The sequence below is a fragment of the Xylophilus sp. ASV27 genome (assembly GCF_016428875.1).
Lineage (GTDB): Bacteria > Pseudomonadota > Gammaproteobacteria > Burkholderiales > Burkholderiaceae_C > Xylophilus.
Map to the genome: position 1 here is coordinate 59,629 of NZ_JAELTO010000004.1, position 22,691 is coordinate 82,319.

The 22,691-nt window shown below is 69.8% G+C and carries 20 protein-coding genes; 19 read left to right on the forward strand and 1 reads right to left on the reverse strand.

The window, feature by feature from the left end; translation table 11 throughout:
* Window positions 1–3 precede the first annotated feature (3 nt).
* Window positions 4–969, forward strand: a complete 966-nt coding sequence (locus JHD63_RS01900) for a tyrosine recombinase XerC (protein WP_198968965.1) — start codon at window positions 4–6, stop codon at window positions 967–969.
* 14 nt (window positions 970–983) lie between these two features.
* Here the strand turns inward: JHD63_RS01900 and JHD63_RS23850 are convergent, their stop codons facing one another.
* A complete protein-coding gene (locus JHD63_RS23850) occupies window positions 984–2,588 on the reverse strand; it encodes a flagellin N-terminal helical domain-containing protein (RefSeq protein ID WP_233167491.1) in 1,605 nt (534 codons plus the stop codon).
* Between the two features lie 204 nt (window positions 2,589–2,792).
* Between JHD63_RS23850 and JHD63_RS01915 the strand changes: the two genes are divergently transcribed.
* The 18 genes from JHD63_RS01915 (at window position 2,793) to murG (ending at window position 22,645) form a co-directional block, all read left to right on the forward strand.
* Entirely contained in the window at window positions 2,793–3,122 is a 330-nt protein-coding gene (locus tag JHD63_RS01915; protein WP_198968966.1) for a helix-turn-helix domain-containing protein, read from the forward strand.
* A 108-nt stretch (window positions 3,123–3,230) separates the two neighbouring features.
* Window positions 3,231–3,791: a pseudouridine synthase gene (locus JHD63_RS01920; RefSeq protein WP_198968967.1), complete on the forward strand. Its 561-nt coding sequence runs from the start codon at window positions 3,231–3,233 to the stop codon at window positions 3,789–3,791.
* A gap of 12 nt (window positions 3,792–3,803) precedes the next feature.
* Window positions 3,804–4,991, forward strand: a complete 1,188-nt coding sequence (locus tag JHD63_RS01925) for a class I SAM-dependent rRNA methyltransferase (protein WP_198968968.1) — start codon at window positions 3,804–3,806, stop codon at window positions 4,989–4,991.
* Window positions 4,992–5,048: 57 nt separating this feature from the next.
* Window positions 5,049–6,113: a CobW family GTP-binding protein gene (locus JHD63_RS01930; RefSeq protein WP_198968969.1), complete on the forward strand. Its 1,065-nt coding sequence runs from the start codon at window positions 5,049–5,051 to the stop codon at window positions 6,111–6,113.
* A gap of 160 nt (window positions 6,114–6,273) precedes the next feature.
* Window positions 6,274–6,906: an RNA polymerase-binding protein DksA gene (dksA, locus tag JHD63_RS01935; protein ID WP_370590373.1), complete on the forward strand. Its 633-nt coding sequence runs from the start codon at window positions 6,274–6,276 to the stop codon at window positions 6,904–6,906.
* Window positions 6,907–6,958: 52 nt separating this feature from the next.
* Window positions 6,959–8,692 (forward strand): STAS domain-containing protein, encoded by a 1,734-nt coding sequence (locus JHD63_RS01940; RefSeq protein WP_198968970.1) that lies wholly within the window; start codon window positions 6,959–6,961, stop codon window positions 8,690–8,692.
* Between the two features lie 56 nt (window positions 8,693–8,748).
* Window positions 8,749–9,297: an ATP-dependent protease subunit HslV gene (gene hslV, locus JHD63_RS01945; protein WP_198968971.1), complete on the forward strand. Its 549-nt coding sequence runs from the start codon at window positions 8,749–8,751 to the stop codon at window positions 9,295–9,297.
* A 96-nt stretch (window positions 9,298–9,393) separates the two neighbouring features.
* Window positions 9,394–10,734: an ATP-dependent protease ATPase subunit HslU gene (hslU, locus tag JHD63_RS01950; RefSeq protein WP_198968972.1), complete on the forward strand. Its 1,341-nt coding sequence runs from the start codon at window positions 9,394–9,396 to the stop codon at window positions 10,732–10,734.
* Window positions 10,735–11,062: 328 nt separating this feature from the next.
* Window positions 11,063–11,491, forward strand: a complete 429-nt coding sequence (mraZ, locus tag JHD63_RS01955) for a division/cell wall cluster transcriptional repressor MraZ (RefSeq protein WP_198968973.1) — start codon at window positions 11,063–11,065, stop codon at window positions 11,489–11,491.
* Window positions 11,492–11,498: 7 nt separating this feature from the next.
* On the forward strand, window positions 11,499–12,413 hold the full coding sequence (gene rsmH, locus JHD63_RS01960; RefSeq protein WP_198968974.1) for a 16S rRNA (cytosine(1402)-N(4))-methyltransferase RsmH: 915 nt from the start codon (window positions 11,499–11,501) through the stop codon (window positions 12,411–12,413).
* Complete coding sequence (ftsL, locus tag JHD63_RS01965; RefSeq protein WP_198968975.1) at window positions 12,410–12,739, forward strand: cell division protein FtsL; 330 nt, start codon at window positions 12,410–12,412, stop codon at window positions 12,737–12,739. The genes rsmH and ftsL overlap by 4 nt, the downstream gene beginning before the upstream one ends.
* On the forward strand, window positions 12,736–14,481 hold the full coding sequence (locus JHD63_RS01970) for a peptidoglycan D,D-transpeptidase FtsI family protein (protein WP_198968976.1): 1,746 nt from the start codon (window positions 12,736–12,738) through the stop codon (window positions 14,479–14,481). The genes ftsL and JHD63_RS01970 overlap by 4 nt, the downstream gene beginning before the upstream one ends.
* Window positions 14,481–15,983 (forward strand): UDP-N-acetylmuramoyl-L-alanyl-D-glutamate--2,6-diaminopimelate ligase, encoded by a 1,503-nt coding sequence (locus tag JHD63_RS01975; RefSeq protein WP_198968977.1) that lies wholly within the window; start codon window positions 14,481–14,483, stop codon window positions 15,981–15,983. The genes JHD63_RS01970 and JHD63_RS01975 overlap by 1 nt, the downstream gene beginning before the upstream one ends.
* Window positions 15,980–17,422, forward strand: coding sequence for a UDP-N-acetylmuramoyl-tripeptide--D-alanyl-D-alanine ligase (locus tag JHD63_RS01980; RefSeq protein WP_198968978.1), 1,443 nt, complete (start codon window positions 15,980–15,982; stop codon window positions 17,420–17,422). The genes JHD63_RS01975 and JHD63_RS01980 overlap by 4 nt, the downstream gene beginning before the upstream one ends.
* A gap of 39 nt (window positions 17,423–17,461) precedes the next feature.
* Window positions 17,462–18,640: a phospho-N-acetylmuramoyl-pentapeptide-transferase gene (gene mraY, locus JHD63_RS01985; protein ID WP_198968979.1), complete on the forward strand. Its 1,179-nt coding sequence runs from the start codon at window positions 17,462–17,464 to the stop codon at window positions 18,638–18,640.
* Window positions 18,641–18,705: 65 nt separating this feature from the next.
* A complete protein-coding gene (gene murD, locus JHD63_RS01990; protein WP_233167495.1) occupies window positions 18,706–20,307 on the forward strand; it encodes a UDP-N-acetylmuramoyl-L-alanine--D-glutamate ligase in 1,602 nt (533 codons plus the stop codon).
* Window positions 20,304–21,584, forward strand: a complete 1,281-nt coding sequence (gene ftsW, locus JHD63_RS01995) for a putative lipid II flippase FtsW (protein WP_198968981.1) — start codon at window positions 20,304–20,306, stop codon at window positions 21,582–21,584. The genes murD and ftsW overlap by 4 nt, the downstream gene beginning before the upstream one ends.
* The gene (gene murG, locus JHD63_RS02000; RefSeq protein ID WP_198968982.1) at window positions 21,581–22,645 is read left to right on the forward strand and encodes an undecaprenyldiphospho-muramoylpentapeptide beta-N-acetylglucosaminyltransferase; all 1,065 of its coding nucleotides are present in this window, start codon (window positions 21,581–21,583) and stop codon (window positions 22,643–22,645) included. The genes ftsW and murG overlap by 4 nt, the downstream gene beginning before the upstream one ends.
* Window positions 22,646–22,691 lie beyond the last annotated feature (46 nt).

Here is a 22,691-nt window from a genome sequence, read left to right on the forward strand (position 1 = left end):
CCCATGGAGCAGGCGCCGCCGCCGGCCGACCCGCTGCTGCGGCGCTACCTGGACCACGTGCGCTTCGAAAAGCGCCTGGCCGAGCGCACCGTGGCGCTGTACACGCTGGACCTGGACAAGCTCGCCAGCGCCTGCGCGGGCGCGGGCGTGGCGCTGGCCGAGGCGCGGCACCACCACATCCGCCGCTTCGTCGCGCAGATGCACGGCGCCGGCCGCAGCGGCCGCGGCATCGCGCTCATCCTCTCGGGCTGGCGCGGCTTCTATGCCTGGCTCGGGCAGCAGGGGCTGATCGCGCAGAACCCGGTGCAGAACGTGCGCGCGCCCAAGTCGCCCAAGCCCCTGCCCAAGGCGCTGGGCGTGGACGACGCCATGCACCTGGCCGAGCACGCGCCCGAGCCCGCCGACCCCGAACACGCCTGGCTCGACGCGCGCGACGGCGCCATGGTCGAGCTGTTCTATGGCTGCGGCCTGCGCGTGGGCGAACTGGTCGGGCTGGACGCCGCCCCCTGCGCCGCCGCGCAGCAGGCCGGCCACGGCTGGATCGACCTGCAGGACGGCATGGTCCACGTCTGCGGCAAGGGCCGCAAATGGCGCAGCGTGCCGATCTCCGGCAAGGCGGCCGAAGCCATCGCCGCCTGGCTGCCGCAGCGCCTGCTGGCGCTGCCGGCCGAGGCGCTCGGCCAGCCGGCCCTGTTCCCCGGCCGGCGCGGCACCCGCCTCACCGCCCAGGCCGTCTGGCAGCGCCTGCGCCAGCGCAGCCAGGCCGCCGGGCTGGCGGCGCCGGTGCACCCGCACATGCTGCGCCATTCCTATGCCAGCCACCTGCTGCAGTCCAGCGGCGACCTGCGCGCCGTGCAGGAACTGCTGGGCCACGCCAGCATCACCACCACCCAGGTCTACACCCGGCTCGACTTCCAGCACCTGGCGCAGGTCTACGACGCGGCCCATCCGCGGGCCAGACGCAAGTAGGGCGCGAGCGGCGATCAGCCCTGCAGCAGCTTCAGCACGTTCTGCGGCATCTGATTGGCCTGCGCCACCATCGCCGTGCCGGCCTGTTGCAGGATCTGCGCGCGCGCGAGATTGGCGGTTTCCGCGGCAAAGTCGGCGTCGATGATGCGCCCGCGCGCGGTGGAGAGGTTCTCGGTCTGCACGTCGATGCTGTTCACCGCCTTCTCGAAACGGTTTTGCATCGCGCCGAGCTTGGCGCGGGACGTGCTGACCTGGTCCACGGCGCTGTCGAGCTTCTTGAGCGCGATCCAGGCGCCCTTCTGGGTGGAGATGTCGATGTTGGCAACCCCCCGCTCGTTCGCCGCGCCGGAGTTGCTGCCGATGCCCATGCCGGTTTCTTCTTTGATGTTGGAGTCCAGCACGGCGACACGGTAGGTACGGGCCAGGTTGTCCAGGGCCGCATTGGCCTTGCTCAGGTCGAGCCGGTCGTTGGGCTCATCCGGACCATTGGTATTGGGAACGACGGCGGCCTTCACCGCTTTCACATAGGCTGTCCGAGCATCGGCCAGCGCGCTGGAGGTCATGTTGGCATTGTGCGGATCCGGGAAGGGGCCGCCCAGGCCATTGGGGTACTGCTTTGCTGTGTCGGCAAAATCCAGGTACGACTGAAGGTCTTTGGCGCTGCTGCCCGGGCTCCCGGTGGCGCCTGAGCGCGCCTTCTCGGCCAGGGGGGCCAGAAAGTCATCCTTCAAGTAGTGGTCGGCAGCATCGGGGTAAGTGGGGCCCACCCCTGTCGTCTGCGGCGTGAAGCCGAAGAACTCGACCGCGTTGTAGCCCAGGCGATAGCCGTCCGGTGTGGTGCCATCGGACATGAAGTCGATCTTCACGTTGTCCGAGCCGTCCACCTTGCTCAGATAGGCGGTGACGCCATGCTGATCGTTGGTGGCGTTGATGGCCGCCACCACCTGGCCCAGGCGCTCCATCCCGCTGCTGGCCGGGGGGATGGCCCCCAGATCCACCAGTCCGTTCTTGCCGAGAATCTGCAGTGTGCCCGCGGGAATAGATTCGGTGTACTTGGTTGCAACGGCGGGGTTCTGCGTGCGGGTGAGGGTGCCGTATGTCACGCCGGAGAGCTGGTCGGCCCGCGCATCCACGAGTGAGTCCAGGGTGATGCTCTCGCCCGAATTGGCGCCTGCCTGGAACACGGCGCCGGCAAAGCTGCCGTCCAGCACCTTCTGTCCATTGAACTTGGTCTGCTTGGCCAGGCGGTCGATTTCCGCGGTCAGTTGGGCGACTTCGTCCTGCAGGTTCTTGCGGTCGCTGCCGCCGTTGGTGGCGTTGGACGCCTGCACCGCCAGTTCGCGTATGCGCTGCAGCATGTCGCCGATGCTGCCGAGCGAGCCTTCCGCCGTCTGTGCCAGGGAAATGCCGTCGTTGACGTTGCGCGACGCGACCGACAGGCCCCTGACCTGGGTGTTCATGCGATCGGCGATCGCCAGGCCGGCGGCGTCGTCCTTGGCGCTGTTGACGCGCAGGCCCGAGGAGAGGCGCTGCATGGTGGTGCTCAAGGACTGTCCGGACAGCGCCAGGTTGCGCTGCGCGTTGAGGGACACAACGTTGGTGTAGATCGTCGACGCCATGAAGGCTCTCCTGCATGTGTGGACTACGTAATTCGTAGTTGCGCAAGCGTAAATCTATTGATCCACAAGAAAGGGCGAAGTAGCGCGGGAAAAACTACGTAATTCGTAGTTTCGCCGTCATGTATCTTCTGATTGCATACTACGTACTACGTAGTGTCGAAAACGCCCCGCACCTACGAATCTCGTAGCCTTTTGAGGCAAGAGATGTCCCAAGCGGATGAACAGTGGGGCGCACGGCTGAGGCAGGCGCGTGTGGCGGCTGGCTTGTCGCAAAAGAAGCTGGGGATCGAGGCGGGGATCGACGAGTTCGTGGCCAGCACCCGGATCAACCGCTACGAACTGGGCGTCCACAAGCCCGATCTGCAGACCGTGAGAAAGCTGGCGGCCGTGCTGAAAGTGCCGGTGGCCTTCTTCTATTCCGATCAGGACGATGACGTGGCGGCGTTGCTGCTGCGCTACTGGCAGGCCGACGATCAGGCACGGGCCCAGGCGATGGCGGTGCTGGAGCCGTTCGTGCCGGGCCCGAATGCCTGATCCGCGCCGCGGCGCGGCCGGTTGCACGCCATTTTTTGATAAAAAGTGCCTGTAGCCCAGGTAGTACCTGGGCTATCAGCTATCTATTCAATAGCGTATGCTGCCTGCATGTCCGTTTCCCCTGCGCCGCGCCTGATCCGTTTCCACAAGCCCTACGGCGTGCTCAGCCAGTTCACCGCCGAAGGGCGCTGGCGCGGGCTGAAGGATTTCATCGACCTGCCGGGCGTGCAGGTGGCGGGCCGGCTGGACGCCGACAGCGAGGGCCTGCTGCTGCTCACCAGCGATGGCCGGCTGCAGGCGCGCATCGCCGACCCGCGCTTCAAGATGGAGAAGACTTACTGGGTGCAGGTCGAGGGCGTGCCGCACGAGCGCGCCCTGGCCGCCTGGCGCGGCGGCGTGTTGCTCAAGGACGGCCCCACGCGCCCGGCCCGCGCGCGCCTGCTTGCGCCGCCGCCCGCCGTGGGGGAGCGCGATCCGCCGATCCGCGTGCGCCGGGCCATTCCCACCACCTGGCTGGAGCTGGCGATCCGCGAGGGCCGCAACCGCCAGGTGCGGCGCATGACGGCGGCGCTGGGTTTTCCCACGCTGCGCCTGCTGCGCGTGGCCATTGGCCCCTATACGCTCGACGGCCTGGCGCCCGGGGCCTGGGCGGCGGCGCCGCAGGCCTGACAATCGCCCCCCATGAAAACCCTGCGCCTGCGCGAAGGCAAGGAGCGCTCGCTCCTGCGCCGCCATCCCTGGATATTTGAATCGGCCATCGCCAAGGGCGGCGGCGACAGCGGCGAGACGGTGCGCGTGGAGTCGCATGACGGCCGCTTCCTGGCCTGGGCGGCGTTCAGCCCGGCCTCGCGCATCCGCGCCCGGGTCTGGAGCTTCGACGAGGGCCAGCGCATCGACGCTGGCTTCTTCCACGCCGCGCTGGCGCGCGCCATTGCCGCGCGTGCCTGGTTCGACATTCCGAGCGACAGCCTGCGCCTGGTGCACGGCGAGTCCGACGGCCTGCCGGGCCTGGTGGTGGACCGCTACGGCGAGGTGCTGGTGGCGCAGTTCGGCGCGGCCGGCGTCGAGCGCTGGAAGGCGCAGATCGCCGACGCGCTGCTGCAGATCACCGGCTGCCGCCAGCTCTACGAGCGCTCGGACGCCAGCGCGCGCGGGCTGGAAGGCCTGCCGGCGGTCACCGGCTGGCTGCGCGGCGACGCTGCGGCGCCGACCGAACTGACCATCCGCGAGCACGGCTGGCGCCTGACGCTGGACGTGGCCGAAGGCCACAAGACCGGCTTCTACCTGGACCAGCGCGACAGCCGCCGCCGCTTCCATGAGGCCGCCCGGCGCCGCGGCTTCCAGCGCGTGCTCAACTGCTACTGCTACACCGGCGGCTTCACCGTGGCGGCGCTGGCCGGCGGCGCCGCGCACGTGACCTCGATCGACTCCTCCGGCCCGGCGCTGCGGCGCGCGGCCGCGCACGTGGCGCTCAACGGCTTCGACGCGGCGCGCGCGGATTTCCTGGACGCCGACGTCAATGCCTCGCTGCGCCGCTTCGGCCAGGAGGGCCGCACGTTCGACGCCATCGTGCTCGACCCGCCCAAGCTCGCGCCCACCGCGGCCCACGCCGAGCGCGCCGCGCGCGCCTACAAGGACATCAACCGCCTGGCGCTCGGGCTGCTGGAGCAGGGCGGCGTGCTGTTCACCTATTCGTGCTCGGGCGGCATCCCGCCGGAGCTGTTCCACAAGATCGTCGCCTCGGCCGGCGCCGATGCCGGCGTGGACGGCTACATCGGCGAGCGCCTGGCCGGCGCGCCGGACCACCCGATGACGCTGAGCTTTCCCGAGGGCGAATACTTGAAAGGCCTGGTGGTGGTGCGCAAGTAGGGCTTCTGGCTACACTGCCCCCCTTTCGATGTGTCGCACCCTGTACTGGACCCCCGCATGAGCCTCATTCCCGCCACCATCCTCACCGGCTTCCTTGGCTCCGGCAAGACCACGCTGCTCAAGCGCGTGCTGTCCGAGGCGCACGGCCAGAAGATCGCCGTGATCGAAAACGAGTTCGGCGAGGAGAACATCGACAACGACATCCTGGTCTCCGAGAGCAAGGAGCAGATCGTGCAGATGAGCAACGGCTGCATCTGCTGCACCATCCGCGAGGACCTGCGCGAGGCGCTGCAACTGCTCGCGGCCAAGAAGCGCAAGGGCCTGCTCGACTTCGACCGCGTCGTGATCGAAACCACCGGGCTGGCCGATCCCGGCCCGGTGGCCCAGACCTTCTTCATGGACGAGGAAATCGCCGAAAGCTACCTGCTGGACTCGGTACTGACCCTGGTCGACGCCAAGCACGCGGCGCAGCAGCTCAACGAGCGCCAGGAGGCGCGCCGCCAGGTGGGCTTTGCCGACCAGATCTTCATCAGCAAGACCGACCTGGTGACGCAGGAAGAGACCGACGCGCTGATCCACCGCCTCAAGCACATGAACCCGCGCGCGCCGATCCAGGCGGTGCACTTCGGCCAGGTGCCGATCCAGGACGTGCTCGACCTGCGCGGCTTCAACCTCAACGCCAAGCTCGACATCGACCCGGACTTCCTCAAGGAGGAGGGCCATGGGCACCACGATCACGAGCACCACGACCACGCCCATGGCGAGCACTGTGACCACCCGTCGCACCGGCACGAAGGCGGCCATGGGCACCACCATCACCACGATGACGACGTGAAGAGCTTCGCCTTCAGGTCGGATCGCGCCTTCGACCCGGCCAAGCTCGAGGATTTCCTGGGCGCCGTGGTCAACATCTACGGCCCGCGCATGCTGCGCTACAAGGGCGTGCTGCACATGCAGGGCACCGACCGCAAGGTCATCTTCCAGGGCGTGCACCAGCTGATGGGCAGCGACCTCGGCCCCGAGTGGGGCGCCGACGAGAAGCGCAGCAGCAAGATGGTTTTCATCGGCATCGATCTGCCCCGGGACATCTTCCTGCAGGGCCTGGAGCAGTGCCTGTCGTAGCGCCATGGCGCGCGCCCTATACAATCGCGCCCCGGCGACGGCCCGGGGGTGATCCGCCACCGGGCGACTGAAAGCCCATCCAGCGAGGAGACAGCGAGTGAAAGCCAAGTCGACACCCCCCAAGACCGTGGCCAGCTCCACGAAGGCAGCACCTGCTCCCATCCCAACCGTGGTGCCGGCTGCGTCCGACGTGCCGCGCAGTGCCCGGCCGTCTTCACGCCTCGCGCAATTGACCGTACCATCCATGGCACAGGCGGTGGCCTCCACTGCCGCCAAAGCCAGCTTTTCTTCTTTCACCATGCCCACGACCGTGAACACCCCCGCGCCCGCAGCGACCAAGAAGGACCCCAAGCTGGCCCAGAACTGGAAGACCAAGGCTGTCGAGGAGCTGACCGACGCCGAAGTGCTGGCGATGCCGGACAGCGAATACATGAACGAGAAGCAGGTCGCGTTCTTCCGCCTGAAGCTGGTGCGCCTCAAGGAGGACATGCTGGCCAACGCCGGCGAGACCACCGAGCATCTGCGCGAAGACACGGTGGTCGTGCCCGATCCGGCCGACCGCGCCACGATCGAGGAGGAGCACGCCCTCGAGCTGCGCACCCGCGACCGCGAGCGCAAGCTGCTCAAGAAGATCGAGCAATCCATCGTCCGCATCGACGCAGGCGACTATGGCTACTGCGACGAGACCGGCGAGCCCATCGGCGTCGGCCGCCTGCTGGCGCGCCCCACCGCCACGCTTTCGCTTGAGGCGCAGCAGCGCCGCGAGTTGAAGCAGAAGATGTTCGGCGACTGAAGGCCGCGCACGGAGGCGATGCGCCTGCCTTTTCGGGTGCTGCAGAGGCCCCATGGCGAAAGACGTCGCTTCCGGTTTCCTTTCCAAGGTGGTCCGCTTCGTGCGCAGGTCCGGCAGGTCCTGGACGGAGCTGGAGGTGCCCGACACCGACAGCGGCTACGGCCGGCAGATGCTCAAGGAGATGCTGGATCGCCGGCGCCGCAATGACTTCGTGCGGCGCCGCGAATTCGACCAGTTGCGCAAGCTGCGCCGCCGGGGTGATGCGGCCGGCGTAGCGGAGGACACCCAGCTTTCCTTCTTCGCCACCAGCCTGCTGAACCGTCCGCGCGACCAGGCGGTGACGCTGCGCAAGATCGACGAGATCGAGGAGCAGATGTCGCGGCAATGGTGGCACACCCGGCCGCCCGAACCCGGTGAGTCGACCATGCCCCCGCCGGCGGAGTCGACCTGGCGGGCGAGCATCCCCTTCGTCAAGCACAGCATGTCGCGGACGTCGCGCCTGCCGGCCTATGCGTCGACGGTTCCGCTGCGCGAAGCGGGCGCCACTCTGCCCTGGCGGCCCCCGCCGCCGGCCCCTGCGCCCGGTCCGCCGGGTTCGCTGGACCTGGAACTGCCCGACGCCGATGCCGACGCCTCCGGCGCACTGCGGCCTTCTCCGGCCTTGCCGGCGCAGGAGAGCACGCCGGCACCGTCGTACCGGCATGACCCGCAACTGGAAGACGCCGCCATTCTGTTCGCCAATGGCGACGATGCAGGGGCCGAGGCGTCCCTGCTGGACCTGACCCTGCTCGATGCGCCCGTGGCCGCGCAGGCCTGGGCCGCGCTGTTCGACTTCTATCGCTGCATCGGCCAGCAGGAGCGTTTCGAGACGGCGGCGCTGGATTTCGCGCAGCGCTACGGGCGCTCGCCTCCGGCCTGGTTCTCGCTCGTGGCCGCGCAGCCGGCGCCCGGCGCCGCGGCCGCCGACGCCGGCTTCTGCTGGCAGTGCCCGGCCCTGCTGGACGGCCAGGCCATTGCCGAGCTGGAGCAGGCGCTGGCCGGCGCCGCCACGCCCTGGCAGTTCGACTGGTCCGCGCTCGAAACCCTGGGCGACGATGCGGCCGCCCCGCTGCAGGCGCTGTTCATGCGCTGGAGCAGCCAGGCCGTGCCGCTCTGGGTTGCCGGCGCGGACCGGCTCGCCGGCGCGTTGCGGGAGCGGACGCCCTCGGGCGACGCGCGCGTCGATCCGGTCTGGTGGCGGCTGCGCATGGAGGCCTTGCGCGTCATGGGCCAGCCGGAGGAGTTCGAGATGGTGGCGCTCGACTACTGCGTCACCTACGAGGTCTCGCCGCCGTCCTGGCAGGCCGTTCGTTGCGACTACCGCGCCGTCTTTCCCGGAGGCCCGCAGGCGATGCCGATGGTGCTGCCGCCGCTGGCGCCGCGGCCGGCCGCTTCGCACGCACTGCGCGGGGATGCCGGTTTCGCGGGTGAATTCCCCGTGCTCACGCAGGCGCTGACCGAGCCCGCGCCGCCTGTGGAGCTGGCCGGCGAGATCCTGGGCGATGCCTCGGCGGCACTGGCCGCACTCGACGCCGCCGCGGCCCGCCGAGCGGGTCCGCTGCAGGTGGATTGCAGTCGCCTGGTCCGCATGGATTTCTCCGCCGCCGGCTCGCTGCTGAACTGGGCCGCCCACGCCCAGGCGCAGGGCCGCCCCGCCCGCCTGTGCGGTCTGCACCGCCTGCTGGCGGTCTTTGTCAACGTGGTGGGCCTGGGCGAGTATGCGCAGGTGCTGGTGCGCAATGAGTAGCCGATGCCTCCTGGCGACTGTTGCATTCGCGTCTTTCGCCCCCACATGGCCCGGCTATGGAACAATTTCACGGTACCACCATCCTCAGCGTGCGCCGGCAGACGCCTCAGGGCGTGCAGGTCGCCATCGGCGGTGACGGCCAGGTCACGCTGGGCAACATCGTCGTCAAGGGCACGGCCCGCAAGGTGCGCAAGCTCTACCACGACAAGGTGCTGGCGGGCTTTGCCGGCGCCACGGCCGACGCCTTCACGCTGTTCGAGCGTTTCGAGGCCAAACTGGAGAAGCATCAGGGCCAGCTGGTGCGCGCGGCGATCGAGCTGACCAAGGACTGGCGCACCGACCGCGTGCTGCGGCGGCTCGAAGCCATGCTGGCCGTGGCCGATCACAGCGCCTCGCTGATCATCACCGGCAATGGCGACGTGCTGGAGCCCGAACAGGGCATCGTCGCCATCGGTTCCGGCGGTGCCTATGCCCATTCGGCGGCCAAGGCGCTGCTGGACAATACCGACCTCGCCCCGCGCGAGATCGTGAAGAAGTCGCTGGAGATCGCCGGCGAGCTGTGCATCTACACCAACATGCACCACACCCTCGAGGTGTTGGACTAACGTCTTCGCCCACCCCCTTGCAGGGGGGCAGCACCAGGGGCCCGGCAGCGCCGGTCCCGCGGTGTTCCTGGATCAGAAACCCATCGAATTCATCCCATGTCCTCCATGACCCCGCAGGAGATCGTCTCCGAACTCGACCGCCACATCGTCGGCCAGCAGCAGGCCAAGCGCTCGGTGGCCATTGCGCTGCGCAACCGCTGGCGCCGCCAGCAGGTGGATGCCAAGCTGCGCCACGAGATCACGCCCAAGAACATCCTCATGATCGGCCCGACCGGCGTCGGCAAGACCGAGATCGCGCGGCGCCTGGCGCGGCTGGCCGATGCGCCCTTCATCAAGGTCGAGGCCACCAAGTTCACCGAGGTCGGCTATGTCGGCAAGGATGTCGACGCCATCATCCGCGACCTCGTCGAGGTGGCGGTCAAGCAGACCCGCGAGGCCGAGATGCGCAAGCACCGCACTCGCGCGGAGGACGCGGCCGAAGACCGCATCCTCGACGTGCTGCTGCCGCCGGCGCGCCCGGTGGCGTCGGATCAGCCGGTACCGGCCGGCCCCGACAGCACGGCGCGCCAGGCCTTCCGCAAGAAGCTGCGCGAGGGCCTGCTCGACGACAAGGAAATCGAGATCGAGGTCGCCGACCAGCGCCAGCCGCTGGAGGTGATGGGCCCCGCGGGCATGGAGGAAATGGCCGAGCAGTTGCGCGGCGTCTTCAGCCAGATCGGCGCGGGCAAGCGCAAGCTGCGCAGGATGCGCATCGACGAGGCGATGAAGCTGCTGACCGACGAGGAAGCCGGCAAGCTGGTGAACGAGGAGGACTCCAAGACCCGCGCCATCGCCAACGCGGAGCAGAACGGCATCGTCTTCATCGACGAGATCGACAAGGTCACCTCGCGCAGCGAGGGCGGCGGCAGCAATGCCGACATCTCGCGCCAGGGCGTGCAGCGCGACCTGCTGCCGCTGGTGGAGGGCACGACCGTGTCCACCAAGTACGGCATGGTCAAGACCGACCATATCCTGTTCATCGCCTCGGGGGCGTTCCACCTGAGCAAGCCGAGCGACCTGATCCCGGAATTGCAGGGCCGCTTCCCGATCCGCGTCGAGCTGCAGTCGCTGTCGGTGCAGGACTTCGAGGCCATCCTCACGCAGACCCACGCCTCCCTGGTCAAGCAGTACCAGGCGCTGCTGGCGACCGAAGGCGTCACGGTGGAGTTCACCCCAGAAGGCATCACCCGGCTCGCGCACATCGCCCACGAGGTGAATGAGCGCACCGAGAACATCGGCGCGCGCCGCCTGGCGACCGTGATGGAGCGGCTGCTCGACGAGGTGAGCTTCGATGCCACGCGCCTGTCCGGCCAGACCATCACGGTCGACGTGGCCTACGTGGATGGGCGCCTGGGCGAACTGAGCCGGGACGAGGACCTGTCGCGCTACATCCTCTGAGGGCCGTCGGCGTCCTGGCGCGCGGTCCAAAGACTTCGTTGCTGGCGGAGAACGCCCCCTGTTACCAAAAGCAAGCACCGGGCGAGCCACATTTTCAGAAATCACATTGACTGCGCTTGCTAAGTGCTTAATCCAGAACGTTTTTCGATCCGTTGCTTTATGCGGCGTAGCTTCTAAGTCCTTGATTTCATTGTGAAAGTCTCCGAAGCGCCCCTTGTGGCGCTTTTTTTTCCTGCTACAGTGCAAAAAAGTGCAATTAGGTGGGGAAAAGTGGCCCGTTCGCTCCGTCCCTGTGCCACGCAATAAGTCCAACCAGGGGTGATCAGTCTTGTTCCAAGGGGCCTCGTCGCTGAGTCTCGATGCCAAGGGGCGGCTGTCCGTCCCTACGCGGCATCGCGACGTCCTGAGCGCGACGGCGGCCGGCCAGCTCACGATCACCAAGCACCCGCATGGCTGCCTGATGGTGTTTCCCCGTCCGGAATGGGAGAAGTTCCGCGAGCGCATCGCGCAACTGCCGATGTCGGCCCAGTGGTGGAAGCGCATATTCCTCGGCAATGCCATGGACGTGGACATGGACGGAACCGGCCGCGTGCTCGTCTCCCCGGAGCTGCGGGCCGCCGCCGGCATCCAGAAGGATGCGATCCTGCTGGGCATGGGCCACCATTTCGAACTGTGGGACAAGGCCACCTACGACGCCCAGGAAGCCGAGGCGATGCAGGGGCAGATGCCCGAAGTCTTCCAGGATTTCTCCTTCTGAGCGGCCCATGGAGAACTGGAACCACACCACCGTACTGCTGAACGAGGCGGTCGACGCCCTGGTCGGCGACCCGTCCGGCTGCTATGTCGATGCCACCTTCGGCCGCGGCGGCCATTCGCGCCTGATCCTCTCGCGGCTCGGCCCCGAGGGCCGCCTGATCGCCTTCGACAAGGATCCGGACGCCATTGCCGAGGCCGTCCGCATCGACGACGCGCGCTTCTCCATCCGGCACCGCGGCTTTCGCCACCTCGGGGAGCTGGCGCCGGCCAGCGTCGCCGGAGTCCTGCTGGACATCGGCGTCAGTTCTCCCCAGATAGACAACCCCGCACGGGGTTTTTCTTTTCGTTTCGACGGCCCGCTCGACATGCGCATGGACCCCACGCGCGGCGAGAGCGTGGCCGAGTGGCTGGCCACCGCCGAGGTGCAGCAGATAGCGGAGGTGATACGTGACTACGGTGAAGAACGGTTTGCTGGCCCCATTGCAAAGGCGATTGCGGCTCGCCGACAGGAACGGGGCCCAATTTCAACCACCACCGAACTGGCCGAGCTCGTGGCTGGCGCGGTCAAAACCCGCGAGCCGGGCCAGAACCCTGCAACGCGCACATTTCAGGCTCTTCGGATTTTCATCAATGCCGAGCTTGAAGAGCTGCAACAGGCGCTAGACGCCAGCCTGAGCGTGCTGCGCCCGGGCGGCCGGCTGGCGGTGATCAGCTTCCATTCGCTCGAAGACCGCATCGCCAAGACCTTCATCGCGCGGCATGCCAAGGAGGTCTTCGACCGCCGCGCTCCCTTCGCCGCCCCCACGCCCATGCGCCTGCGCGCGCTGGACCGCATCAGGCCGGGCGCCGAAGAGATCGCGGCCAATCCGCGCGCGCGCAGCGCCATCCTGCGCGTGGCCGAACGCACCGAGGTGCCGGCATGACCCGGCTGTCTGTCATGCTGCTGATGGCCGTGCTGGCCAGCGCGCTGTACCTGGTGCACGTGCAGTACGAGTCGCGCCGCCTGTTCACCGAGCTGGAGCGCGCGCGCAACGACGCGCACCGGCTGGAGGTCGAGCGCGACCGCCTGCAGGTGGAAAAGCGCGCGCAGGCCACGCCCCTGCGGGTCGAGCAACTGGCGCGCGACAAGCTCAAGATGCAGACCGCCACGCCGGCGATCACCCAGTACGTCGGCTATCCGAATCAGCCGCAGGCCGCCGCGGCCGCGGCCGTCGTCGCGCCGGCCGCGCCGCGCGGGAGTGCCCGATGAGCCGCAGCGTGCTCTACGCCTCCAGCCCGCTGCTGGCCAGCAAGACGCCGGTCTGGCGCAGCAAGTTCATCGTGGCCGCGATTGCGCTGGGCTTCGTCTGCCTGGCCGGGCGTGCGGCGTTCGTGCAGGTGATCGGCAACGACTTCTTCCAGCGCCAGGGCGAAGTGCGCTTCGCCCGCACGCTGGAGCTGCCGGCCAACCGCGGCCGCATCCTGGACCGCAATGGCCTGCTGCTGGCCTCCAGCGTCATCGCGCCCAGCATCTGGGCCATTCCCGAGGACGTCGACCGGCAGGATCCCGCGGTCCAGGGCAAGCTGCGCCAGTTGGCCAAGCTGCTGGGCATGACGCCCGCGGCGCTCGACAAGAAGCTGGCCGACGAGGACAAGACCTTCGTCTGGATCCAGCGCCAGGTGGACGAGCCGATCGCCAAGCAGATCGCCGCGCTCGACATCAAGGGCATCTACCAGCGCAAGGAATACAAGCGCCAGTACCCCGAGGGCGAGGCGGCGGCGCACGTGGTGGGCTTCACCAACGTGGAAGACCAAGGCCAGGAGGGCATCGAGCTGGCCTTCAACCAGCAGCTCGCGGGCAAGCCCGGCTCGCGCCGCGTCATCAAGGACCGGCTCGGCCGGGCCGTGGAAGCCGTCGGCGAAACCGTGCCGCCGCTCGATGGCAAGGACATCCAGCTCTCTATCGACAGCAAGGTGCAGTTCTTCGCCTACCAGAAGCTGCGCGACGCGGTGGCGGCCAACAAGGCCAAGGCCGGCAGCGTGGTGGTGCTCGACACCATCACCGGCGAAGTGCTGGCGCTGGCCAACTATCCCAGCTACGTGCCGGACAAGCGCCAGAACCTGACCGGCGAGCAACTGCGCAACCGCGCGCTCACCGACACCTTCGAGCCCGGCTCCACCATGAAGCCGATCACCATCGGCACGGCGCTGGAGCTGGGGCGCGTCAAGCCCAGCACCATCATCGACACCTCGCCCGGCCGCTACACGGTGACCGGCGCCACCATCACGGACACCCACAACTATGGCGCGCTGACGGTGGAGGGCGTGATCCAGAAGTCCAGCAACATCGGCGCCACCAAGGTGTCGCAGAGGCTGTCCGCGCATGAGATGTGGGATTTCTTCAGTGCCGTCGGCTTCGGCCAGAAGCCGCAGTTGCAGTTCCCCGGCGCCGTGACCGGACGGCTGCGCCCCTGGAAGACCTGGCGCCCGATCGAGCAGGCCACCATGTCCTACGGCTACGGCCTGTCGGCCTCGCTGTTCCAGATGGCGCGCTCCTACACCGCCTTCGCGCATGACGGCCAGATCATCCCGGCCACCATTCTCAAGAGCTCGGAGCCGGCGGTCGGCACCCGGGTGTTCTCTCCCGAGAACGCCGCCGAAGTGCGCCACATGCTGTGGCTGGCCGCCGGCCCCGGCGGCACCGGCCAGAAGGCGCAGACGGTCGGCTACTCGGTCGGCGGAAAGTCCGGCACCGCGCGCAAGCAGGCCGGCAAGGGCTACGCGGCGGGCAAGTACCGCGCCTGGTTCACCGGCATGGCGCCGATCGAGAAGCCGCGCATCATCGTGGCCGTGATGATCGACGAGCCCACGGCCGGTTCCTATTACGGCGGCACGGTGGCCGGCCCGGTGTTCAGCGAAGTGGTGCAGCAGACCCTGCGCATGATGGGCGTGCAGCCCGACATGGCGGTCAAGCCGCAGATCGTCTCCACCGAGGTGGAGGAGTCGTTCTGATGGCGCTGCAGACCTTCAGCGCCGCGGCCGAGGCCGTGCAGTGGCTGCGCGCGCAGGTGCCGGGCACGCTGCACGCCGACAGCCGGCAGGTCGGCCCGGGCGACGGCTTCATCGCCTGGCCGGGCGCCGCGACCGATGGCCGCGCCCATGTGGCGTCGGCGCTGGCGCGCGGCGCGGCGGCCTGCCTGGTCGAGCGGGACGGCGCCGAGGCCTTCGACTTCGGCACCGCCAGGGTCGCCGCCTTCGCCGGCCTGAAAGCCGCGACCGGGCCGATCGCGGCCGACTGGTTCGGCCGGCCTTCGGAGGCGCTCCAGGTGTTGGCCGTGACCGGGACCAACGGCAAGACCACGAGCACCTGGTGGTTGGCGCAGGCGCTATCAAAAGTAGAGCATGAAGCCCAGGTGCCATGTGGGCTTGTGGGCACTTTGGGCATTGGCGTGCCGCCGCAGGTGGTGTCCACCGGCATGACCACGCCCGACCCGGTGCTGCTGCAGCGCCAGTTCCGCCGCTTCGTGGACCAGGGCCTGGCGGCCTGCGCCATCGAGGCCTCCTCCATCGGCATCGCCGAGCGGCGCCTGGACGGCACGCGCATCCGCGTGGCCGCCTTCACCAACTTCACGCAGGACCACCTCGACTACCACGGCGGCATGCCCGCCTACTGGCAGGCCAAGGCCGGGCTGTTCGACTGGCCGGGCCTGCAGGCGGCGGTGGTGAACATCGACGACGCGGCCGGCGCCGGGCTGGCGCGCGCGCTGGCCGGCCGCGCGCTGGACCTGTGGACCTACTCGCTGCGCGGCCCCGCGCGCCTGGTGGCCGAGGACATCGGCTATGCCGGGGGCGGCCTGCGCTGCACCGTGGTCGAGGGTGCCGAGCGGCACCTGCTCGCCACCCAGGCCATCGGCCACTACAACCTCTACAACCTGCTGGGCGTGGTCGCCTGCATGCGGGCGCTGGGCATCTCTCTGGCCGCCTCCGTGGCCGCCTGCGCCGATCTGGCGCCGGTGCCGGGGCGCATGGAGCGCGTCAGCCGCGCCGGCCAGCCGCTGGTCGCGGTGGATTACTCCCACACGCCCGACGCGCTGGAGAAGGCGCTGCAGGCCCTGCGCCCGCTGGCGCGCGAGCGCGGCGGCGAACTGCTCTGCGTGTTCGGCTGCGGCGGCGGCCGCGATCCGGGCAAGCGCCCGCTGATGGGGGCGATCGCGGCGCGCGAGGCCGACCGCGTCTGGATCACCAGCGACAACCCGCGCAACGAACCGCCGCAGGCCATCCTCGAGCAGATCGTGCGCGGCCTGCCGCCCGGCGCCGCCGCGCAGGTCGAGCCCGACCGCGCCCTGGCCATCCGCGGCGCCATCGCCGCGGCCGGCGCGCGCGACGTGGTGCTGGTGGCCGGCAAGGGCCACGAGGACTACCAGGAGGTGGCCGGCGTACGCCTGCCGTTCTCCGACCGGGCCCAGGTCGAAGACGCGCTGGACCGCCGCAGGGCGATTGAGAGCCCCGTATGAATGCCACGCCCCGCGCCGCGATGATGACCCTGGCCCAGGCCTTCGCCTGGACCGGCGGCCTGCGCATGGTCGGCAGCGGCACCCTGCCCGTGGTGCGGGTGCACACCGACACCCGCAGCCTGCACCCGGGCGACCTGTTCGTGGCGCTGCGCGGCGAGCGCTTCGACGCCAATGACTTCCTGGAGGAGGCGCGCAAGGCCGGTGCCATCGCCGCCATCGCGCATGGCGGGCTGGAGGCCGCGGGCCTGCAGGGTATCGAAGTGGCCGACACTCGTGCCGCGCTGGCGGCGCTGGCCGCGGGCTGGCGCATGCAGTTCTCGCTGCCGCTGATCGCGGTGGCCGGCAGCAACGGCAAGACCACGGTGACGCAGATGGTCGCCGCCATCCTGCGCGCGGCGCACGGTGACGGCGCCTTCGCCACGCAGGGCAACCTGAACAATGACATCGGCGTGCCGTTGACGCTGCTGCGCCTGCATGGCCGGCATCGCGCCGGCGTGGTCGAACTGGGCATGAACCATCCTGGCGAGATCGCCGTGCTGGCCCACGTGGCGCGGCCGACCGTGGCCCTGGTCAACAACGCCCAGCGCGAGCACCAGGAATTCATGCACTCGGTGGAGGCCGTGGCCCACGAGAACGGCGCGGTGCTGACCGCGCTGCCGGCCGACGGCACCGCGGTGTTCCCGGCGGACGATGCCTTCACCCCGCTCTGGCGCTCGCTGGCCGGGGCCCGCCGCAGCCTCACGTTCACGGATGCGGGCCAGGGCGGCGACCTGTGCCTGGTCGATGCCGTCTGGGAAGGCGAGGCCTGGCGCGTGCGCGCCAGCACCCCGGCCGGCCCGCTGGCCTTCACCCTGGCCATCGCGGGACGGCACAACGTGCGCAACGCGCTGGCCGCCGCCGCCTGCGCGCTGGCCGCGGGCAGCGACCTGGTCGCGATCGCGGCCGGGCTCAGCATGTTCCGCCCGGTGAAGGGGCGCTCGCGCGCGGTGCAGCTTTCGCACGGCGGCCGCGCGCTCACGCTGGTGGACGACACCTACAACGCCAACCCCGACTCGGTGCGCGCCGCCATCGACGTGCTGGTCACGCTGCCGGGTCCGCGCCTGCTGGTGCTGGGCGACATGGGCGAGGTCGGCGACAACGGCCCGGCCTTCCACGCCGAAGCCGGCGCCTATGCGCATGAGCGCGGCATCGAGCGCCTGTACGCGCTGGGCCCGCAGTCCGCCCATGCCGTGGCCCGCTTCGCAGGGGCGGGCGGCGATGGCCGCCATTTCGAGGATGTCAGCGTGCTCGATGCGGCCGTCGCCGAGGTGAGCGCCGCCAGCGCCAGCATCCTGGTCAAGGGCTCGCGCTTCATGCAGATGGAACGCGTGGCGCAGGCCATCGAGCAGCGCGCCATGCCAAAGGAAAAAGAGGAAAACCACGATGCCCCATCGTCCTGATCGCCCGCCGCTGCGCGGCGCCGCCGCAGGAGCGCCTGCATGCTGCTGACTCTGGCGCAGTGGCTGCAGGCGCTGTCGCCCGAGTTCGGGTGGACGCGCGTCTTCCAGTACCTGACCTTCCGCGCGGTCATGGCCGCCATGACCGCGCTGCTGATCGGCCTGGCCGCCGGCCCGCTCGTGATCCGGCGCCTCGCCGCGCTCAAGATCGGCCAGCCGGTGCGCGGCTACGGCATGCAGTCGCACCTGGCCAAGAGCGGCACGCCCACCATGGGCGGCGTGCTAATCCTGCTGGCCATCGCGCTGGCCACGCTGCTCTGGGTCGACCTGAGCAACCGCTTCGTCTGGATCGTGCTGATGGTCACGCTGGGCTTCGGCGCCATCGGCTGGGTGGACGACTGGCGCAAGGTCGTGCGCAAGGATCCGGAGGGCATGCGCTCGCGCGAGAAGTACCTGTGGCAGTCGGCCGTCGGCGCCCTGGCGGCGGCGGCCCTGGTGTTCGCCATCTCCGGCACCACCACGCGCGAGTCCTGGCTGCTGTTCACCGACTGGGTGAGCGCAGGCTTTCACGTCAACCTGCCGCCGCAGGCCGGTTTGCTGGTGCCTTTCTTCAAGGAGGTCAGCTACCCGATGGGGGTGCTGGGCTTCATGGTCATGACCTATCTGGTGATCGTCGGCTCCAGCAACGCGGTCAACCTCACCGACGGGCTCGACGGCCTGGCCATCATGCCGGTGGTGATGGTGGGCTCGGCGCTGGGCATCTTCGCCTACATCACGGGCAACACCGGCTTCGCGCGCTACCTGCTGTTCCCCTACATCCCGGGCTCGGGCGAGCTGCTGATCTTCTGCGCCGCCATGGCCGGCGCGGGCCTGGCCTTCCTGTGGTTCAACGCCCATCCGGCGCAGGTCTTCATGGGCGACGTCGGCGCGCTGGCGCTCGGCGGCGCGCTGGGCACCATCGCCGTCATCGTGCGCCAGGAGATCGTGCTGGCCATCATGGGCGGCATCTTCGTGGTCGAGGCGCTCTCGGTCATGGCCCAGGTGCTGTACTTCAAGTACACGCGCAGGCGCTTCGGCGAAGGGCGGCGCCTGCTGCGCATGGCGCCGCTGCACCACCATTTCGAGAAGAGCGGCTGGAAGGAGACGCAGGTCGTGGTGCGCTTCTGGATCATCACCATGCTGCTGTGCCTGGTCGGCCTCTCCACGCTGAAGCTGAGGTAGCAGCGGTGCGGCATCTGCAAGACCTTCCCGTTCTGATCCTGGGCCTGGGCGCGTCCGGGCTGGCGATGGCGCGCTGGTGCGCGCGCCACGGCGCGCAGGTGACCGTGGCCGATACGCGCGAGGCGCCGCCGCAGTGGGCGGCGCTGCGCAGCGAGGTGCCCGGCGCGCGCTTCGTTTCCGGGCCGTTCGGCGCCGCGCTGGTGGAGGGCGCGCCGGTGCGTGCCGTCTACCGCTCCCCGGGCCTGGCACCGGCCGCGACGGCCGCGGTGCTGGACACGGCGCGCGCCATCGGCCTGCCCGTGGGCGGCGAGTTGGACCTGTTCGCGCGCGCGCTGGCCGATCTGCGGGAGGAGGGCGATGAAACTCCCGCGCCCGCCGAGGCAGCGGTGCAGCCCGTGGATGGTCCCGCCGATCCGGTGGAGGAAGCGCCCGCGCCCGTGGACGAACTGCCCGTCGACGACTTCAGCGACACCACCCTGCACGAGCCTCCCGCGGTGCTGCGCGGCTACCGCCCGGCGGTGCTCGCCATCACCGGCACCAATGGCAAAACCACGGTCACCTCGCTCACCGGCCAACTGGTCGAGCGCGCGGGCAAGACCGTGGCCGTGGCCGGCAACATCGGCCCGACGCTGCTCGACACCCTGGCCGCGCACCTGGATGCCGGCACGCTGCCCGAGGTCTGGGTGCTGGAGCTGTCGAGCTTCCAGCTCGACGGCGTGCAGGGCTTCGAGCCCACGGCCGCGGCCGTGCTCAACCTGACGCAGGACCACCTCGACTGGCACGGCAGCATGCAGGCCTACGCTGCGGCCAAGGCCCGCATCTTCGGCAGCCGCGCGCTGATGCTGCTCAACCGCGAAGATCCGCTGGTCATGCAGATGCTGCCCGCGCCCGTGAAGGCGAAGCTGCAGAAGCCGTTCGTGCGGCCCTATCTCACCTTCGGCGGCGATGCGCCGCAGCGGCCCGGCGACTACGGCATCGACCTGGTCAACGGCATGGCCTGGCTGACCCGCGCGCTGGAGGCCGATGAAACCCGCAAGGGCCGCCGCGCCGCCGAGGCCGAGGAACTGCACCTGCAGCGCCTGATGCCGGCCGACGCTTTGCGCATCCGCGGCCGCCACAACGCGGTGAACGCGCTGGCCGCGCTGGCGCTGGCGCAGGCCGCCGGCTGTCCGCTCGCGCCCATGCTCTACGGCCTGCGCGAGTACCGCGGCGAGCCGCACCGCGTCGAGCCGGTGGCCGTGGTGGACGAGGTCGAGTACTTCGACGACAGCAAGGGCACCAACGTCGGCGCCACCGTCGCCGCGCTGCAGGGCCTGGGCGCGGAGCGCCGGCTGGTGGTGATCCTGGGCGGCGAGGGCAAGGGGCAGGACTTCTCGCCGCTGGCCGCCCCGGTGGCGCGCCACGCCCGGCTGGCGATACTGATCGGCCGCGACGCGCCGCTGATCCGCGCCGCGCTGGCCGATACCGGCGTGGCGCTGGAGGACGCCGCCACGCTGGAGGATGCCGTGCGGCTCGCGCGGCAGCGCGCCCATGCGGGCGACGCCGTGCTGATGTCGCCGGCCTGCGCGAGCTTCGACATGTTCCGCGACTACGAGCACCGGGCCCAGGTGTTCCGCGAGGCGGTGCAGGCCCTGGCCGACGCGCCTTCCCACGGAGAGTCCGCATGAGCGCCGCCGGCCCGGGCACGGGCGTCACCGGGCGCATCGCCGGCTGGTTCGGCGGGCTGTCGCGCGCCACGGGCGAGGCCCTGCCGGTGCGCGTGGGCTCACGCGAGTTCGCCCGCACCCAGTCCGCGCCGGCGCGCCTCATGGGCTTCGACCAGGCGCTGCTGTGGGTCACGGTGGCGCTGCTGGCCTGGGGGCTGGTGATGGTCTATTCGGCCTCCATCGCCATGCCCGACAACCCGCGCTTCTCGCGCGCGGGCTTCTCCCAGACCTCCTTCATGTGGCGCCACCTGTTCTCGCTGCTGGTGGGCTTCGTCGCCGGCGTGCTGGCCTTCCAGGTGCCGCTGCGCAGCTGGGAGCGCAATGCGCCCTGGCTGTTCGTCGCTTCGCTGGCACTGCTCATCGCCGTGCTGATCCCGCACATCGGCATCAGCGTCAACGGCGCGCGCCGCTGGCTGCCGATGGGCTTCATGCGCTTCCAGCCCTCCGAACTGGCCAAGCTGGCCGTGGTGGTCTACGCGGCCGACTACATGGTGCGCCGCATGGAGGTCAAGGAGCGCTTCTTCCGCGCCGTGCTGCCGATGGCCCTGGCCGTCGGCATCGTCGGCGCGCTGCTGCTGGCCGAGCCCGACATGGGCGCCTTCATGGTGATCGCCGTGATCGCCATGGGCATCCTGTTCCTGGGCGGCGTGAACGCGCGCATGTTCTTCATGATCGCGGCGGTGATCATGGTGGCCTTCGCCACCATGGTGATGGCCAGCCCCTGGCGGCGCGAGCGCATCTTCGCCTACCTCGACCCGTGGAGCGAGCAGCACGCGCTGGGCAAGGGCTACCAGCTGTCGCATTCGCTGATCGCCATCGGCCGCGGCGAGATCTTCGGCGTCGGCCTGGGCGGCAGCGTCGAGAAGCTGCACTGGCTGCCCGAGGCCCATACCGACTTCCTGCTCGCGGTGATCGGCGAGGAGTTCGGCCTGATGGGCGTGCTCGGCGTGATCCTGCTGTTCTTCTGGCTGACCCGCCGCATCATGCACATCGGCCGCCAGGCGATCGCGCTGGACCGCGTGTTCGCCGGGCTGGTGGCGCAGGGCATCGGCATGTGGGTGGGCTTCCAGGCCTTCATCAACATGGGCGTGAACCTGGGCGCGCTGCCGACCAAGGGGCTGACGCTGCCCTTCATGAGCTACGGCGGCTCGGCGATCCTGATGAACCTGGTGGCGATCGCGCTGGTGCTGCGGATCGACTACGAGAACCGGGTGCTGATGCGCGGGGGCCGGGTATGACGGGCAAGACCGCCCTCGTCATGGCCGGCGGCACCGGCGGCCACATCTTCCCCGGCATCGCCGTGGCCGAGGCGCTGCGCGCGGCCGGCTGGCGGGTGCACTGGATCGGCGCGCCGGGCAGCATGGAAAGCCGCCTGGTGCCGCCGCGCGGCTTCGCCTTCGAGCCGGTGGCCTTCTCCGGCGTGCGCGGCAAGGGGCCGCTCACGCTGGCGCTGCTGCCGCTGCGGCTGCTGCGCGCCTTCTGGCAGAGCCTGCAGGTGCTGCGCCGCGTGCGGCCGCAGGTGGTGCTGGGCTTTGGCGGCTACATCAGCTTTCCGGCCGGCCTGATGGCCGTGCTGCTGGGCCGGCCGCTGCTGCTGCACGAGCAGAATTCCGTCGCCGGCCTGGTCAACAAGGTGCTGGCCAAGGTGGCCGACCGCGTCTACACCGCCTTCCCGCAGGTGCTGGCCGGCGCGCGCTGGGTGGGCAACCCGCTGCGCGCGGAATTCCTGGCGCAGCCCGCGCCTGCGCAGCGCTTTGCCGGCCGCAGCGGGCCGCTGCGGCTGCTGGTGGTCGGCGGCAGCCTGGGCGCCACGGCGCTCAACGCCGCCGTGCCGCAGGCGCTGGCCCTGATCCCGGCCGGCGAGCGTCCCCGGGTCACGCACCAGAGCGGCGAGAAGCAGATCGACGCCCTGCGCGCGCACTACGCGCAGGCGGGCGTCGAGGCCGAACTCACGCCTTTCATCACCGATACGGCGCGCGCCTTCGCCGAGGCCGACGTGATCGTCTGCCGCGCCGGCGCCAGCACCGTGACCGAGATCGCGGCCGTCGGCGCCGCCGCCGTGTTCGTGCCCTTCCCCTCGGCGGTGGACGACCACCAGACCATCAACGCCCGTTTCCTGGTGGACGGCGGCGGCGGCTGGCTGCTGCCGCAGACGGACCTGACGGCAGCGCGGCTGGCCGAACTGCTGCGCGGCCTCACGCGCGAAGCGCTGCAGGCGCGCGCCGAGAAGGCCTATGCCCAGCGCAGGACCGATGCCGTCGAGGCCTTGCTCCGCGGCTGCGAGGAACTGCTGCCATGACATCGGCTTTTATTCATGAAAAAGGGCGCAAGCCCAGGTACTACCT

Excerpts from the sequence above, each read along its gene's own strand:
- JHD63_RS01915 (WP_198968966.1), top strand. The coding sequence starts at position 2,793 with ATGTCCCAAGCGGATGAACAGTGGGGCGCACGGCTGAGGCAGGCGCGT.
- hslV (WP_198968971.1), top strand. The coding sequence starts at position 8,749 with ATGGAACAATTTCACGGTACCACCATCCTCAGCGTGCGCCGGCAGACG.
- rsmH (WP_198968974.1), top strand. The coding sequence starts at position 11,499 with ATGGAGAACTGGAACCACACCACCGTACTGCTGAACGAGGCGGTCGAC.
- JHD63_RS01980 (WP_198968978.1), top strand. The coding sequence starts at position 15,980 with ATGAATGCCACGCCCCGCGCCGCGATGATGACCCTGGCCCAGGCCTTC.
- mraY (WP_198968979.1), top strand. The coding sequence starts at position 17,462 with ATGCTGCTGACTCTGGCGCAGTGGCTGCAGGCGCTGTCGCCCGAGTTC.
- hslU (WP_198968972.1), top strand. The coding sequence starts at position 9,394 with ATGTCCTCCATGACCCCGCAGGAGATCGTCTCCGAACTCGACCGCCAC.
- JHD63_RS01970 (WP_198968976.1), top strand. The coding sequence starts at position 12,736 with ATGAGCCGCAGCGTGCTCTACGCCTCCAGCCCGCTGCTGGCCAGCAAG.
- JHD63_RS01925 (WP_198968968.1), top strand. The coding sequence starts at position 3,804 with ATGAAAACCCTGCGCCTGCGCGAAGGCAAGGAGCGCTCGCTCCTGCGC.
- murD (WP_233167495.1), top strand. The coding sequence starts at position 18,706 with ATGGCGCGCTGGTGCGCGCGCCACGGCGCGCAGGTGACCGTGGCCGAT.
- JHD63_RS01920 (WP_198968967.1), top strand. The coding sequence starts at position 3,231 with ATGTCCGTTTCCCCTGCGCCGCGCCTGATCCGTTTCCACAAGCCCTAC.
- ftsL (WP_198968975.1), top strand. The coding sequence starts at position 12,410 with ATGACCCGGCTGTCTGTCATGCTGCTGATGGCCGTGCTGGCCAGCGCG.
- JHD63_RS01975 (WP_198968977.1), top strand. The coding sequence starts at position 14,481 with ATGGCGCTGCAGACCTTCAGCGCCGCGGCCGAGGCCGTGCAGTGGCTG.
- JHD63_RS01930 (WP_198968969.1), top strand. The coding sequence starts at position 5,049 with ATGAGCCTCATTCCCGCCACCATCCTCACCGGCTTCCTTGGCTCCGGC.
- ftsW (WP_198968981.1), top strand. The coding sequence starts at position 20,304 with ATGAGCGCCGCCGGCCCGGGCACGGGCGTCACCGGGCGCATCGCCGGC.
- murG (WP_198968982.1), top strand. The coding sequence starts at position 21,581 with ATGACGGGCAAGACCGCCCTCGTCATGGCCGGCGGCACCGGCGGCCAC.
- JHD63_RS23850 (WP_233167491.1), bottom strand. The coding sequence starts at position 2,588 with ATGGCGTCGACGATCTACACCAACGTTGTGTCCCTCAACGCGCAGCGC.
- JHD63_RS01940 (WP_198968970.1), top strand. The coding sequence starts at position 6,959 with ATGGCGAAAGACGTCGCTTCCGGTTTCCTTTCCAAGGTGGTCCGCTTC.
- JHD63_RS01900 (WP_198968965.1), top strand. The coding sequence starts at position 4 with ATGGAGCAGGCGCCGCCGCCGGCCGACCCGCTGCTGCGGCGCTACCTG.